This is a genomic window from Rhodococcus sp. 14-1411-2a (assembly GCF_002259485.1).
Lineage (GTDB): Bacteria > Actinomycetota > Actinomycetes > Mycobacteriales > Mycobacteriaceae > Rhodococcoides.
In genome coordinates this window covers 44,320-58,878 of sequence record NZ_NPGA01000012.1, presented here as the reverse complement: position 1 = coordinate 58,878, position 14,559 = coordinate 44,320, and the positions used below count along the sequence as shown (strand labels likewise).

Annotated in this window: 11 protein-coding genes; 3 read left to right on the top strand and 8 right to left on the bottom strand. The window is 66.1% G+C overall.

What is annotated here, in order from left to right; genetic code table 11:
• The first annotated feature begins 14 nt into the window (after window positions 1–14).
• The 3 genes from CH291_RS09780 to CH291_RS09770 all read left to right on the top strand — a co-directional run bounded on the left by CH291_RS09780 (window position 15) and on the right by CH291_RS09770 (window position 3,021).
• Window positions 15–1,025 carry a ParA family protein gene (locus CH291_RS09780; RefSeq protein WP_094669609.1) on the top strand — a complete coding sequence of 337 codons (1,011 nt, stop codon included), beginning with the start codon at window positions 15–17 and terminating at the stop codon, window positions 1,023–1,025.
• Window positions 1,026–1,029: 4 nt separating this feature from the next.
• Window positions 1,030–2,106: a ParB/RepB/Spo0J family partition protein gene (locus CH291_RS09775; RefSeq protein ID WP_094638399.1), complete on the top strand. Its 1,077-nt coding sequence runs from the start codon at window positions 1,030–1,032 to the stop codon at window positions 2,104–2,106.
• A 234-nt stretch (window positions 2,107–2,340) separates the two neighbouring features.
• A complete protein-coding gene (locus CH291_RS09770) occupies window positions 2,341–3,021 on the top strand; it encodes a hypothetical protein (protein ID WP_037195290.1) in 681 nt (226 codons plus the stop codon).
• A 34-nt stretch (window positions 3,022–3,055) separates the two neighbouring features.
• On the opposite strand, the gene CH291_RS09765 is transcribed toward CH291_RS09770, so the two are convergent.
• The 8 genes from CH291_RS09765 to CH291_RS09730 all read right to left on the bottom strand — a co-directional run bounded on the left by CH291_RS09765 (window position 3,056) and on the right by CH291_RS09730 (window position 14,481).
• Window positions 3,056–4,249, bottom strand: coding sequence for an N-acetylmuramoyl-L-alanine amidase (locus tag CH291_RS09765; RefSeq protein WP_068047669.1), 1,194 nt, complete (start codon window positions 4,247–4,249; stop codon window positions 3,056–3,058).
• Between the two features lie 136 nt (window positions 4,250–4,385).
• Entirely contained in the window at window positions 4,386–4,718 is a 333-nt protein-coding gene (gene trxA, locus CH291_RS09760; protein ID WP_094687346.1) for a thioredoxin, read from the bottom strand.
• Between the two features lie 34 nt (window positions 4,719–4,752).
• Window positions 4,753–5,742, bottom strand: a complete 990-nt coding sequence (gene trxB, locus CH291_RS09755; RefSeq protein ID WP_094638551.1) for a thioredoxin-disulfide reductase — start codon at window positions 5,740–5,742, stop codon at window positions 4,753–4,755.
• A gap of 126 nt (window positions 5,743–5,868) precedes the next feature.
• Window positions 5,869–6,597, bottom strand: coding sequence for a hypothetical protein (locus CH291_RS09750; RefSeq protein ID WP_143545907.1), 729 nt, complete (start codon window positions 6,595–6,597; stop codon window positions 5,869–5,871).
• Between the two features lie 59 nt (window positions 6,598–6,656).
• A complete protein-coding gene (gene sigM / locus CH291_RS09745) occupies window positions 6,657–7,238 on the bottom strand; it encodes an RNA polymerase sigma factor SigM (protein WP_094687344.1) in 582 nt (193 codons plus the stop codon).
• Window positions 7,239–7,337: 99 nt separating this feature from the next.
• Window positions 7,338–11,516 carry a lipid II flippase MurJ gene (locus CH291_RS09740; RefSeq protein WP_179276498.1) on the bottom strand — a complete coding sequence of 1,393 codons (4,179 nt, stop codon included), beginning with the start codon at window positions 11,514–11,516 and terminating at the stop codon, window positions 7,338–7,340.
• Entirely contained in the window at window positions 11,513–13,924 is a 2,412-nt protein-coding gene (locus CH291_RS09735; RefSeq protein ID WP_179276497.1) for a glycoprotein, read from the bottom strand. The genes CH291_RS09740 and CH291_RS09735 overlap by 4 nt, the downstream gene beginning before the upstream one ends.
• The gene (locus CH291_RS09730) at window positions 13,921–14,481 is read right to left on the bottom strand and encodes an NUDIX hydrolase (RefSeq protein ID WP_068047657.1); all 561 of its coding nucleotides are present in this window, start codon (window positions 14,479–14,481) and stop codon (window positions 13,921–13,923) included. The genes CH291_RS09735 and CH291_RS09730 overlap by 4 nt, the downstream gene beginning before the upstream one ends.
• Window positions 14,482–14,559 lie beyond the last annotated feature (78 nt).

Here is a 14,559-nt window from a genome sequence, read left to right as displayed (position 1 = left end):
ACTAAGGAGCACATATGTCGGGTGGGTCCGATCCCGCTGTTTCACGTGAAACAGCGTCCAAGAAGAACGCGTCGAGCAACTCGGGGAAACAGTCGGGGGTGGCGGCCAGCTCCGGGTTCGAGTACACCAACGCGATCTCTCCGAACGACACCCCCATCGGCGCTGCGGCGCATCGAGCCAGCCAGGTTCTGCATCCCGGATCGGTGTCGCTGCCGAAGCCGGCGAAGCGACGCATGCTGACGATCGCCAATCAGAAGGGTGGCGTCGGGAAGACGACGACTGCCGTGAACCTGGCCGCCGCGCTGGCCCTCCAAGGACTGACGGTTCTGGTGGTCGATCTGGACCCTCAGGGCAACGCCAGCACGGCGTTGGGCGTCGAGCATCACTCGGGTGTGCCGTCGAGCTACGAGGTCCTCATCGGTGAAGTGAGCGCCAAGGACGCAGTGCAGAAGAGTCCGCACAGCGACAGGTTGTTCTGCATTCCGGCGACCATCGACCTCGCCGGCGCCGAGATCGAGTTGGTGTCGATGGTGGCCCGCGAAGGTCGCCTCAAGACGGCGCTGTCGGTGGAGGAACTCTCCGGCATCGACGCCGACTTCATCCTCATCGACTGCCCCCCGTCGCTCGGTCTGTTGACGGTCAACGCACTCGTCGCAGCGACCGAGGTACTGATCCCCATTCAGTGCGAGTACTACGCGCTCGAAGGTGTGGGTCAGCTCCTCCGCAATATCGAGCTGGTGCAGTCGCATCTGAATCCAGAACTGCACGTCTCCACCGTGATCCTGACGATGTACGACGGGCGCACGAAGTTGGCAGACCAGGTCGCGGAAGAGGTACGCAAGCACTTCGGCGACGCCGTCCTACGGGCCGTGATCCCTCGCAGCGTGAAGGTGTCCGAGGCTCCCGGGTACGGCATGACGGTGCTGGATTACGACCCCGGTTCACGCGGAGCAATGAGTTACCTGGACGCCGGACGAGAGCTCGCTGCCCGATCGGCCGGCATCGACGAAGCACGGAAGAAGTGAACAGATGAGTTCCACACGTAAGGGTGGTCTGGGCCGCGGCCTGGCCTCACTCATTCCCACCGGACCCGATGCCGGACCACGTCTCGGTAACGCGGCGGCAGACGTGATCATCGGCGCGGATCGCAACGCCAAGGACCGCCCGGATACGTCCACCAAGCCGAAACGCTCCGCACCGGCGGACGAACTCACGGAGACCGCGACAGCACCCACACCGACCCCGCCGGTGCTGAACGGAGACGACCTCTCCCCCGTCGGTGCCGTCTACCGAGAGATCGCACCGGATCGAATCGAAGCCAATCCCAAGCAGCCGAGGCACGTCTTCGACGACGACTCGTTGGCCGAACTGGTCCACTCGATCCGCGAATTCGGGCTCATGCAGCCCATCGTGGTCCGTCTCGTGTCGGGTTCCGCTGGGGCCGGAGATGCAAAATATCAGCTCGTCATGGGCGAGCGTCGGTGGCGTGCAAGCCAGGCAGCCGGCCTCGAGTCGATCCCGGCGATTGTTCGGGAGACCGCGGACGACGCGATGTTGCGCGATGCATTGCTCGAGAACATCCACCGCGTCCAGCTCAATCCGCTCGAAGAAGCAGCGGCGTATCAACAGCTGCTCGAGGAATTCGACGTCACGCACGAGGAACTGGCCGCGAAAATCGGTCGGTCACGTCCGGTCGTGACAAACATGATTCGTCTGTTGAAGCTGCCGATTCCCGTGCAGCGACGAGTGGCGGCCGGGGTTCTGTCGGCCGGCCACGCCCGCGCTCTGTTGTCTCTGGACGCTGGGTCGGATGCGCAGGAGTCATTGGCGGCGCGAATCGTTGCCGAAGGTCTCTCCGTCCGCGCGACCGAAGAAGCCGTCACCCTCGCCAATCGAGAGGACGGGAAGAGCCCGGAACCGGCGCCCCGGCGCAAGCCCATTCAGATGCCGGGCCTCCAGGACGTCGCCGATCGCCTCTCGGATTCGTTCGATACGCGGGTAACGGTCAGCCTCGGCAAGCGGAAAGGCAAGATCGTGGTCGAATTCGGATCGGTCGATGACCTTCAGAGGATCGTCGAGATGATGGAAGCACAGAAGAAAAAGTAGCGGCGATTTTTCAGGACCAGTCATACGCGGTCGAAACGTCACTGTGACGTAGCTCGGTCGGAGGAGGTCCTGAAATCTCGAAATCTACTCGAAAAGTACTGTGATACAACATATTTGAATGATCGGCTCCACCCGACGGGTCAGACGAACGAATCGCCTATCCTGTTCGAGGGGCAGATCGGCTCCGATCGAGAATTCTCGCGGTGAACGAGAGCACGAAGGCTGAGGTAAGCGGTGTCGGCGATGGTGACCGGAGTGACGCTCGGTTCGTTCGAGCACTTGCCGACGCATTCGCGGCGATGCAGCTTCTGGGTCCTCGACCCCGCGTCGGAGAGTTCCTCGGTCGACCTCGAGTTCGAGAACGAAGTATGGCTGTCGACCATCATGCTCGAATGGGGATCCTGCGGGCAGTTGCTGTCCGTCGACGGCAGGACGATCGGATGCGCCCTCTACTGTCCACCCCGCGCAGTTCCGCGGGCGACGACGTTCCCGACGTCGCCGGTCAGTCACGATGCAGTTCTATTGACCCAACTCCGGATCGATTCGCCGGACGACGCAGACCTGCATTCGGCCACGCTGATTCAGGCGGTCGTGGGCGATCTCGTCAATCGTGGAGTTCGCGCTCTGGAGGCGTTCGGTATTCGGCGCAACGCCGACGATGCTGCGCCGGCGGTTCCGAACGCCACGGCACAGCTGACGTGTTCGGCGTCGACGTGCATGATCGAAGCGGACTTCCTCGAGAAGGTCGGGTTCGAAGTGATTGCTCCCCACCACAGATTCCCGAGACTGAGGCTCGAGCTCGATCGCGATCACGGGTGGAAGCAGGATGTCGAGTCTGCACTCGAGCAGCTACTGATCGCGGCCAGCATCTCCGTCGTCGATATCGAGCAGAAGTCGACGGTAGGGGCGCGGTGACACCTCACCCACCGACGCGCTCGCGCGCGGTAGTTCAGGGGCGATCGGAAGCAGCGAGTTCCTCGGCGAGCAACTCGGCGAAGGTGAACGTTCCGGTCGGCTGATCGTCCTGACCGAGTAGGTACAGGCGCTTCACGGCGATCAAAATAGCTTCGGCGATGATGTCGCGGAACCGCGGGTCGCTGAGAACTTCGACGTCGGATTCGTTGGTGAGGTAGCCGAGGTCGATCTGGATGGTCGGCATGTTGGTCAGGCGCAACAGATCCCACGTGCGGCCATGGCTGCGGCAGTCGAGAAGCGGTGTGCGGGCGACGATTTCACGCTGCACGTAGCTGGTCAGTACTTGACCGATCATCGAGGTGGATCCGTGCGAGTTACCGAAGTGGAAGCTCGCGACGCCGTTGGCCACGGGGCTGGTGCTCGATGCGCAGCGCAACGAGATCATCAGGTCGGCACCCCAAGCGTTGGCCGTCTCGGCGCGGTCGGCGACCGAAGGATTGGTCCCGCGCGCACGGGAGAGGAAGGTTTCCATTCCGGTCGCGGCCATGCGGCCCTCGAGCCGGCTCGCCATATCCCACAGGATCTCGGACTCGGAGACGCGGCCGAACGTTCCCTCGACGATGCGTCCTGTGTCTGCTCCGCCGAGATCTGGATCGATGACGATGCGCTTGCCGGTCAACTGCGGTCCGGATTTGCGAACGAGTTCTTCCTCGCTCATGGCGTGCGGGGATCCACCGGTGACGCGAGTTCCGAGAAGGTCGAGAGAGCGCAGAGTCGCCGGTCCACAGATGCCGTCCGGGGAGAGACCGATCTCGCGCTGGAACGAGGACAGTCCCTCGTGCGTGCGGGGACCGAAGAAGCCGTCGACGCGCTCGCTGTAGAAACCGAGGTCCTGGAGTCTCGTCTGCAACGAGGCGACGTCGTCGCCGTACAGCGGAGCGGACAGCTGGTAGATGAGGGTTCGAGCGCCGAGGCGGTACGACGCTTCTTTGAGTGCGCGATATGTGGCCGGGCCCACGACGCCGTCGACCAACAGACCGCGGTGCTGTTGGAACGCGCGGACGGCACCTCCGAGGGCACCGTCGAAGACGGAACCGGGAGCCGTCCAGTGGCCGTCGTCCATGGGACCGGGGGGAACTACCGCTTCGTGGAGAAAGCCGAGAGCCGACAGAGTGCCGCGGACCTCGGCGACGGCGGGTCCGGAATCGCCGTGACTGAGTTCCTGCATCCTCGACAAAGCCTCTCGATTGTTCCGACGGCACTCACACCTTGCGGCTGATGTGCCGATGCCGAAGCATCGGCACATCAGATGATTGTCGCAGAAAGACTGGCTTCCGCTGCAATCCACACTGTGTGCAGGTGAGTCAGATAACGCCTTCGAGGTCCTTGAGCAGGGCGGCCTTGCCCTTTGCGCCGACAATTTGCTTGACCGGCTTTCCACCCTTGAACAGGATCATCGTCGGAATCGACATGACCTTGAAGTCGCGAGCGGCCTGCGGGTTGGCGTCGATGTCGAGCTTGGCGATGGTGAGCTTGTCCTTGTGCTCGGCCGCGATCTCCTCGAGAACCGGGGCGACCATCTTGCACGGGCCGCACCAGGTGGCCCAGAAGTCGACCAGGACGGGCTTCTCACTGGTCAGGACGTCGTCGGCGAACGACGCGTCGGTGATGGTGACAGTGCTTTTGTCGTCGGACATTTTCTATCTCCTCGATGTGGAAGTTCGGTGCCTGTCAGGCGTTGACGGCGTCGACCGGCTGGTCGGCGTGTTCGAGCGTGTTGCTGGTGATGTCGCCCTGCTCGGCCAACCACCGCTCGGCGTCGATCGACGCGGTGCAGCCCGTACCCGCAGCGGTGATGGCCTGCTGGTACACGTGGTCGACGAGGTCTCCGGCAGCGAAGACGCCCTCGACGGACGTGGCCGACGTGGGCGACGCGACCTTGACGTAGCCGGCGTCGTCGAGCTCGACCTGGCCCTTGACCAGCTCGTTGCGCGGATCGTGGCCGATCGCGACGAACATTCCGGTCACGTCCAGAGTGGTCTTCTCGCCGGTTTCGGCGTGCTCGAGCGAAAGCCCGGTGACGCTGGTGTCACCGAGGACCTCGAGCACCTTGGTGTCGGTGAGGAAACGAATCTTGTCGTTGTTCTTGGCGCGCTCGAGCATGATGCGCGACGCGCGGAACTCGCTGCGGCGGTGCACGATCGTGACGCTGCGTGCGAAGCGAGTGAGGAAGGTCGCTTCCTCCATGGCCGAGTCGCCACCACCGATGACGGCGATGTCCTGATCACGGAAGAAGAAGCCGTCACAGGTGGCGCAGGCGCTGACGCCGCGTCCGAGCAACTTCTCCTCACCCGGGATGGACAGATAGCGAGCTGCTGCGCCCATGGCGAGGATGATCGCCCGAGCCCGGTAGGTCTCGCCGCCGGCGGACACCGTCTTGATCGGGCCCGTCAGATCGAGCTCCTCGACGTCCTCGGTCCGGATGTCGGCACCGAATCGCGCCGCTTGTTCGCGCATCTGTTCCATCAGATCGGGGCCCATGATGCCCTCGCGGAACCCGGGGAAATTCTCGACCTCGGTGGTGGTCATCAGCGCACCGCCGAACTGTGTTCCCTCGAACAGGATCGGCTCCAGCTCCGCCCGTGCGGCGTAGACGCCGGCGGTGTAACCGGCCGGTCCCGAGCCGACGATGATGAGATCGTGAACCTTGGGGGTACTCAATGCAGACCTTCCGATCATGTGCGGCGTATACGTGCAGTCGACAACCGAGTGTTCAGCGCACACGCCGGTCGACGTACATCTGGTCAACACCACCCTAGAGGCAGTTGTTCCCCGGTGAGAGATCTGTCAGCCGATATCGCGACGCGTCAGCACGTCCGGGTTCGCAGTGCTGCAGTCGTTGCCCACCGCAAGGGCGATGAACTGTGAGGGCTGTTCTCCGGCGAGGACGAGCAGCGTTCCGTCTCGGCCGTCGACGCGCACTCGACTCGATCCGAGAACGGTGGTGGCCGGATCCACGTCGTTGGACTGCAGACAGGCAGCGAGGTCGGCCGGATCGGCCAATGCTCCGGGATCCCGCTTGCCGATGATGCCGAACGCGAAACCGGAGTCGAGGTCGGCGGAATCGAGCACCAGAGACGAATCCGGAGCCTGCGTGGGGTCGGCAACGATCGATTCGGGCTCGTCCGGAGTGAACACGGCCGCCGCGACAGCAACCGATCCGGCCGTCAGAAGTGCTGCGGCAGCGGCGGTTCCGAGAACCATACGGCGTCTGCGCGGACGGAGCGGAACGACGACGCCCACCGGGGACGTCGATTGCTCGACCGCGTGCAGGGTGCGATCGATCTGTTGGGCGACGTCGGGCGGAATCGACAACGTCCCGGTGGGGTCCTCGCCCAACTCGTGCAGTCGAGCCGAGACGGCGTCGAGACCGGCGAGGATCCGCATCGAATCCTCGTCGAGGCGAACCAGTGGCCACAGTCGCCTACTGACGTCCTCGGGAAGTGCATCGGCATGCAGATCGGCGAGTAGCTCCGGCGAGAACGGGGCTTGTAGAGCGTCGGTGCTCGACGGCACGATCCTGCCTCCCTTCGCCGAGTCTGCTTTCTCTCTCACACGGTATAGACGCGAGGGGGTCAGATTCGGTTCCCTGCATCTTTCAAGTACGCGAGTTGCGTCGAGAGCTTGAGCCGACCGCGGGCACATCGACTCTTCACGGTACCGGTGGGAACGCCGAGCAGGTCGGCAGCGTCGGCCACCGAGTAGCCCTCCATGTCCACGATGACGACGGCTGCGCGTTGGTCGGGTGGCAACGTCATCAGAGCCTGTCGAACGAGAATGCTCGTCTCCGTCTCGGAAATTCGATCTCTGGGAGATACGGGCTCGTGACTTTCGTTCTCGCTCAACGGAACCGACGGGCGTGCCTTGTTTCTGCGGATGCGGTCGAGGCAGGCATTGACGACTATCTTGTGCAACCAGCTTCGGACCGCGGCGTCGGCGCGGAACGACCCGGCCGTGCGATGAGCGGAGAGCAACGCCTCCTGCAGCGCATCGGAGGCGTCCTCGGGCGTGTAGCTGGTGCGCCGAGCCGTCAGCCACAGGTGTTCGTGGTGTCGGTAGATCAGCGTGGCGAAGGCGTTCGGCTCTCCGGCCGCATGAGCAGCCAGAAGCTCCGCATCCGTGCGCTCCCCTGGCGCCGAATCGAAACGTTCGGTCATACGAAAACGGCTCCCCCCGTGTTAACGCATTGGGGGGAGCCTAGGCCATGAATACCGTGAAGTACGAAACGAGCCGGTATTGATTACCGAGTGCCCGAATCAGGTGTCGAAACCGATCCCGGAGATCGAGGTGGCGATGCGGCCACCCTGTTCGCTGAGACTGGTGATCCAGACGAGGACGTTCCCGGTCGGCTCCGCGTCGTTGAGGGCGATGTCGGTTCGGCCGTTCTGCAACGTGGCCTCACCGAGCAGCGTGGTGTCGCTCAGGCTGGGTGAGTCGTTCGGGGCCGACCGGATCTCGACGACGGTTCCCGGAGACGTCGATTCGATCCATGCGTTCTGCAGCGTCGAGGACGGGATGGACACGAGCAGGCCGACGCCGTTCTTGAGAGCCGGGAACTGCTGGAAGTACGAGTCGGTCGTCCACGCGGTGCTGGGGTCGTTGTCGATCACGTTGGACGCGGTGCTCGGGTTGTCGGCGGAACCCTGGGGTGAGAAGACGCTGACGTCGTCCAACGCCACCGGGCCACCGGCTGGAGCCGGGGGGGCCGCGGAATCGGCTGCGGGCGGTGCCTCGGCCGGAGTCGTGAGTCCGAAGTCCTGGGTGTCGAGCGGAGTTTCGGTGTTGTCGCCTGCGATCGAGGTGAACAGCCAGAAGCCCGCGAACGCGAGCACGACGACCGTCAAGGCACCGAGTACCGCGATGGCGATGTTGGTGCGCATCGACTTCGCCTTCTCGGCGGCGATCTCCTCGGGGTCGGCGAGCGAATGGCCACTGGCGCCCGGCGCGCGTTGGCCCAATCGCAGAGCCGGCATCAGATCCGTCTTGTCGTTGACCACAGCTGCTTGGTCGAGGACGTGCTGCACGGTGGCAGCGGTACGGATTCCGCTGTTCTGTTCCAGCGCCCGCACTGCGACGGCGGAGATCTCGAACGGAACGTCGGGACGAACCTGCCTCGGCTCGAGCGGGGCACCCTTGTCGTCGCGGTCGGCCGGACGCATACCGCCGACGCTGCGGGCCGGAGCTGCGTCGCCGGATACGACGGCACCGCCGGTGGTGTCGGACAGGGGCCACTTTGCGGTGATCAGGGCGTAGAGCATCGCGCCGAGTCCGCGGACGTCCGAACTGGGGTCGGCGTCGGCCAGTGTTGCAGGGAAGGCGAGGACGGCATTGCCGCTGGAGCTGATGCGCACGCGATCGGGATGATCGATCGACAGCGCACCTCCGCTGCGGTGCGCGGCCTCGGCCGCTTCGGCCAGCACCTTGATCGCGCGTGCCGCGCCGGTGGGTGCAGGCACGGTATCGGCCATCTCGCGCAGCGACCGGCCGGGAGTCCATTCCGCGACGACGATGCCGCCGGAGCTGCCACGCACCACGTCGAGCACGCGTGCGAGGCCGGGCGAATTGATTCGACCCAGACGCAGCGTGCGCGAGAGGATCGCCTGCGGTCCCTGAGTGCGGTCGTCGGTCGAGGCGGTGGATTGCTGGTCGGCGTCGACGAACGTCAACGCGACCTCGCGATCGAGCTTGACGTCGTGGGCCTGCCAGAACTTGAGGCCGCGCGCGCCGCCGTGCGGTGCCAGCAGTCGGTACCGTCCACCGGCAACGGAGGCACCGGGAATGAGCGTCGGGCCGCGGAGCGTGCGCCCGGGAGCGCTCGCCGGAGCCGCAGCAGTGTCGACGTCGTCGGTGGAAGACGAGTCGTCGTTACCGGGTGTGGCCGGTACGGCTGCGGTCTTCTCGGGATCCGCATCCGCCGCGGGCTTCGACTCCTGTGTGGACTTCTCGTCGTCGGTCTCGACCGGCAGATCGGCCTTGGAGATGGAGATCGTCTTGTCGGTCGGACGCGCCGCGAGGGCAGCCTTGGAGATGGAGACGGTCTTGTCGGCCGGCTTCGGAGCAGACTTGGCGGCAGCAGGCTTGTCGACAGCGGGCTCGTCGGCGGACTTTTCGACGTCCTTCTCGGGAGCAGGTGCCTTCGACTCGACTGCAGTCTTCGATTCGGGCGCGGTCTTCGCCGGCGTCTCGGCGGGCTTCGGAGTCTTGGAGGAAGAAGCCTCGGCCTTCACGGGCTCGGTGCGGTCCTGGGTGTCGACCTCGACGCCGCCGCTCGTTCGGTCGGCTTCGCTTGCTGGAGATTGTGCCGGCCCCCCAGCAACTTCGTCGTCGGTCACTGTCACTCCTTCAGGCGAATATGCCCCGTGTTGATCTACGAACGGTCGACCCTCATGAGCTTGTGCCCCCGGGTGCCGATGACCAGGGTACGGGAGCCGATCCCGCGCAGTGTCCCATGTGGGCTCGCTTCGAATAACCGGAATAACGCCGGTTTCTGCAGCGGCCAGATCTGCGTCCCGCGTGTCGGATCCTCCGCGGAACCTGCGGACGAGGCGGCTCAGGGCTACGGTGACCGCAAGAACTTCGGGAATCTTGCCGAACCAGAGGATCGAGAACGTGATGCCGAGCATGATGACGGCGTCGATCGCCACGCGGGCGAAGTTGCCGACCCAGCCGTTCATCATGGCGTCGAGCCCGAGGATCCGGTCGATCGCGAGCATGGCCGCGCCGCCGGCCAGTGAGGCGATGAGCACCAGCCAGACCGTCTTGCCGACGTTGGCCATCCGCAGGCTGCCCAGGCTCTTGTGCAGCAGGTATCCGCCGATGATCGCGCCGACGGTGTACCCAAGGCCGGTCGCGGCGCCGAGGAGCAGCACCACTTGCTCCGGAGAGGACGCGACGATCGGCGCGAGCAACGACAGGCCGATCTTGACGGCGGTGATGCCGAGGATGATCCACGTCGGCGTCCAGGCCTTCTCACGGGCGTAGAAGACACGCAGGTGGATCAGCACCAGGGCGTACGGGATGAGGGAGAACGCGGACCAGCTGACGGCCTCGCCGAGTCTGGGTGCGACCTCGGCGAACCGGCCGAAGCCGTACAGCGCCTCGCCCACCGAAGGCCCCGCGAAGGTCAGGAACACCACGATCGGCACCAGCGCGACCATCGTCAGGCGGGTGGCTACCGACAGATCGTCGACGACGGACGGGGTGTCACCGTTGGCGGCGTTGCGGCTGAGTCTGGGCATGATCGCCGTCAGCACCGTCACGCCGAGGATGCCGTAGGGCAGCTGCAGCACGATCCAGGCCTGCGAGTAGATCACGTTGCTGGCATCGTCGGTGCCCGACGCGATCCTGGTGGCGACGATCAGCCCGATCTGGCTGATGACGACGTAGAGCACGATCGCGGCGGCCATCGCGCCGAACTTCTTGAGTCGCTCGTCGAATCCCCAGAGCGGGCGCAGGTCGATGCGTTCGCGGCGCAGGGCCGGGATCAGAGCGAGAACCTGGGTGACGACACCCGCGGTCACACCGAGGCCGAGAACGAGAATTTTGGGATTGCTCATCTCGATGGTGTTCGCGGTGATCTCGCCCGGGACGAAGGGGTACAGGGCGAACACCGCGAGCACGATGAGGTTGTTGTACACCGGGGCCCAGGCGCCGGGCTTGAAGTTCTGCCGGGTGTTGAGCACGGCCGTGAGCAGGCCGGACAGTCCGTAGAACATCAGCGCGGGCAGCACCAGGTAGGTGAACGCGATGGTGAGGTCCTCGTTGACCTTCGGATCGCCGTCGAGCATCAGCCGCGCCAGCAGCGGGGCTGCGATCGTCGCCGCGAGCGCCACGGTTCCGAGGAGCGCCACTGCGATGGTGAAGAGGCGTCGCACGAATGCCCGCCCGCCGTCGGCGTCCTCCTGCTCGGCTCGGACCAACACCGGCACGACGATGGCTCCGAGCACGGCGCCGAGGACCAGCTCGGAGATCATGTTCGGCAGGATCGTCGAGACGGTGAACGCACTCGCCAGAGCCGCGCCGAGGGTGGCCGTCATGGCGACCTGCTTGGCGAATCCGGTGATGCGGCTGACCAGTGTCGCCACCGCGATCGAACCCGACGCGGCCAGCAGTGACTTCTGCGGCCGCGGCTCGGGCTGCGGTGCCGGGGCGGGCCCGCCCGGTGGAGTTGTCGTCGGCGGAACCGTTCCGGACGGTGCTGTGCTCGACGACGGATAGGGGTAGTCCTCGTCCCGGAATCGCGGGATCATCTGCGTGACGGTGTCGTCGGCGGCCGGCTGACCGTCGAGCGACGGCGGTGCCGGGTAGGAGCGCAGCTCCGGCCGCGACTGCCGCTCCCAGGGGGCGGACCGCGGTGGCGTCGTGCGTCGGAACACCTGCGATGCAGGCATGCGTGACCGCGGCAGGTCGCCGTCGTACGGGACGTTGCCTGTCATGGTCTCTCGTACCCTTCGTCGGCCGGGTCGGGTTGACCTCTGAATCGGTGCCAGAGGCGTCGACCTGCAAGTAACAGTAGGAGAGCACCGGCGCAGGCGGTAATTATCGCCAGTGCCTGGCCGTATGCGTTCGATCGCACGGACACCGTCGAGACCTCACCGAGCCGGGACCCGTCGAGCGTCGTGACGGAGAAGTCGACCGACAGATTGCGCGTGTCGTCCACTTCGGCCGGCACGGTGATGGTCCGTGATCCACGGGCTGGAAGTTGGGTGACGCCGACGTCGCTGATCGTCATCTCCGGCGGCGCATCGACCCTGAGCAGCACGTTGACCGGGACCGGAAGGTCGTTGCGGGCGACGAGGAGCAGCGGACTCTGCTCCGAGGCGAGGGTGTAGACCCCGCCAGGGGCCAGCACGGTCACCGACCCGTAGATGGTGTCCAATCCGATGCGAATGGCGGCGAGTCGGTCGCGCGCCATCACGCCGGTGTCGTCACTGGCGGCACTGGCGCGACCGGCCGTCGACAGCGCTCGGAGCATGTCCTCGCGCAGCGGGGCGGTGTACAGGCGCGGGGTCAGCGCCGACTGCGGGTCCTCGACGAGTGACTGCATCAGAGTGTCGACCCGGGCGCTCTGCGATTGCACCAGGCCGATGGTGCCGGTATCGAGTTCGGTGGCTGCATCGATGCCGGTCACCGGAGGTCCGGACGTGGGCTCGGCGAGCAACTCGGCCAGTGGGCGCGGAGTGGCCAACCCCGAACGCAGCAGCGAGGACACCGTCGACAGAATGGCAGACGGTTCGTCGCCCCCCGCGGTCCAATACTGCGGGGGCGCGACGGTGACGGTGCGCCCGGGCCGATCGGTGCCGACGAGCGCATGGAAGTTCACAGCTCCGAGCGCGTCCTGCAGGCGCGCGGTACGCGAGTCGGTGGCGAGATCGAAACGCTGCTCGGTGGCGGTCAGGGCGGGGGTGGACGGCGTGTCTCCGACGCCGGCCAGCGCCGCCGCGGTGGCGGCGTCGTACTGGGTGGCGGCCAGCGTCTCGGTCTGCTGGGTGTCCGATGGCTGGGTCGCGGACGAGACCAGCAGCGAGGTCGGGGCCGAGGTCGGCGGGCTGATGCTGTTATCGGCGACCAGTACGGTGCCGGTTCCTGCCGTGCGCAGGGCATCGGCGGTGTCCTCGTCCACGCCACCGGTGGTGCTCCAGGTGAAACCGCGCGTCGAGGTGATGCCGAGGATGCCGTCGACGATGTCTGCCGGGGCGCTGACCGCACTGCTCAGCAACGTGGGATCGCCGATATCGGCCACCGCCCCCAGATCCGTCTGGGCGAACGGCATCGCCGTCACGCAGGTGCTCGACGCGATCGTCTCGAGTCGGGACAGCCACTCGGCTGCGGCTGCACTTCCGGTGCCTTCACGCGTCGTGCTGGCGGGATCGGCCGGGTTGTCGACGACGAGGTAGCCGCGGGTCATGTTCGAGACGGTGACGAGCAGGTCGGGGTCCAGGCCGATACACAGGCTCGACGCCAGTCTGCCGTCGGGATCGAGGCCGGGTTGCGTCGCGAACTCGACGGCCTTGAGCAGGGTGTCGAGTCGCCCGCCGGTGGCGAGTTCGCCGGCGAGTTCGTCGTCGATCAGTCGCACGCGCTCGTCGACGGATCCGGGGATTCCGGCAGCGAGGCGAGGGATGTCGGCCAGCGGCCACAGGACCGTCATCGCCACGGGGTTGCGGGTGTTGGGGGGCAGCGGCATCGCGCCGGGAGCGGTGGGGTCCATCTCACCGGGGTTGCGGGGCAACCCGACGACCGGGAGCAGGAAGCGAGCGTCGTCGAGTCGTGCGGTTCCGCCGTACTCGGGGGTGCCGTTGACGTTGAGCAGCAGCGGGTAGACGCCTGGCACCTCGATTCCCAGTGAAGGTTCGGTGGTGCTGCGCAGCTGCATCGACATGTCGAACTGGCGGCTCTCGTCCTTCTCCAGTGAGTCGGCGACCGTGACGAAATCGCCCACTCGCTCGAATCGGTCCTGGTCGAGAGTCAGGGAGGTCCGCAGGCCGGCGGTGGTGTCGACGGCGGCAGCGGCCTGCATCCGGACACTGACGTCGTCGACGCGGCGGTCCCCGGTGTTCGTCACCGTGGCGCGCACGGTGACGAACGGGTCGCTGCTGGTGGTGACGGTGGAGGGGGCGACGGTCTCGATGCTCAGCGTCAGGAAGGGGTTGCCGTCCTGCGTCATCGGAGTGTCCGGAACGGCGCTGGTGGTGCCGGACGCATCGCCGACGGAGGAGTCGGGTTGGGCCGCGGCGTTCGGAAGCTGCGTGGGGACCAGTGCTGCGGAGCCGACCGACGGTGCCACCGCAAGAACGAACGTGGTCAATGCGGCGGCAGCGACCTTCCGGGCCCGCACGATCACTTCCCGCCGGGGATGGGTGCGCCCGAGTTGCCGCTGCTCATGTCCTCGATCAGACGGGTGGCGATGGCGGCGAGCTTGCGTTCGTCGGCGTAGGCGAGTCGAGAGGGCAGTTCGGTCAGCGGGACCCACGCGACCTCGGTCACCTCGAGGTCCTCGTCCGACAGTTCGCCGCCCAGGAATCGGAGCAGGTAGTGGTGGACGGTCTTGTGGACGCGTCGGCCCTCGGTGACGAACCAGTAGTCGATGCTGCCCAGCGAGGCCAGGACGGTACCGCGGATGCCGGTCTCCTCGGCGACCTCGCGCATGGCCGTCTGCTCGGCGGTTTCGCCCTGCTCGATGTGCCCCTTGGGCAGGGACCAGAGGAGGCGTCCGCGGCGGTCGGTGCGGCCGATGAGGGCGGCGCAGCGCTTGGCAGGCGGCCCGTCGAGGCCGTCGACCACCAGGCCGCCTGCCGAGGTCTCGCGGACGGTCCGCAGCTTGGGTGCTTCGGTGTCGGCGCGTGCCTGACGCCGCCGCGGGTTGCGGCGGCTCCTGTTCGCACGTTCGGCAGCAGACACCCGATCCATACTAGTTGCCTGTGCGCACTCTTCTACCGTGCCGCACCGCGGGGTGAAGGCCGGGACAATCGATCGGCT

What these genes read in the sequence shown, in the direction of transcription:
- CH291_RS09780 (WP_094669609.1), top strand. Translation starts at nt 15, where the DNA reads ATGTCGGGTGGGTCCGATCCCGCTGTTTCACGTGAAACAGCGTCCAAG.
- CH291_RS09775 (WP_094638399.1), top strand. Translation starts at nt 1,030, where the DNA reads ATGAGTTCCACACGTAAGGGTGGTCTGGGCCGCGGCCTGGCCTCACTC.
- CH291_RS09765 (WP_068047669.1), bottom strand. Translation starts at nt 4,249, where the DNA reads ATGCAGGAACTCAGTCACGGCGATTCCGGACCCGCCGTCGCCGAGGTC.
- trxA (WP_094687346.1), bottom strand. Translation starts at nt 4,718, where the DNA reads ATGTCCGACGACAAAAGCACTGTCACCATCACCGACGCGTCGTTCGCC.
- sigM (WP_094687344.1), bottom strand. Translation starts at nt 7,238, where the DNA reads ATGACCGAACGTTTCGATTCGGCGCCAGGGGAGCGCACGGATGCGGAG.
- CH291_RS09740 (WP_179276498.1), bottom strand. Translation starts at nt 11,516, where the DNA reads ATGACAGGCAACGTCCCGTACGACGGCGACCTGCCGCGGTCACGCATG.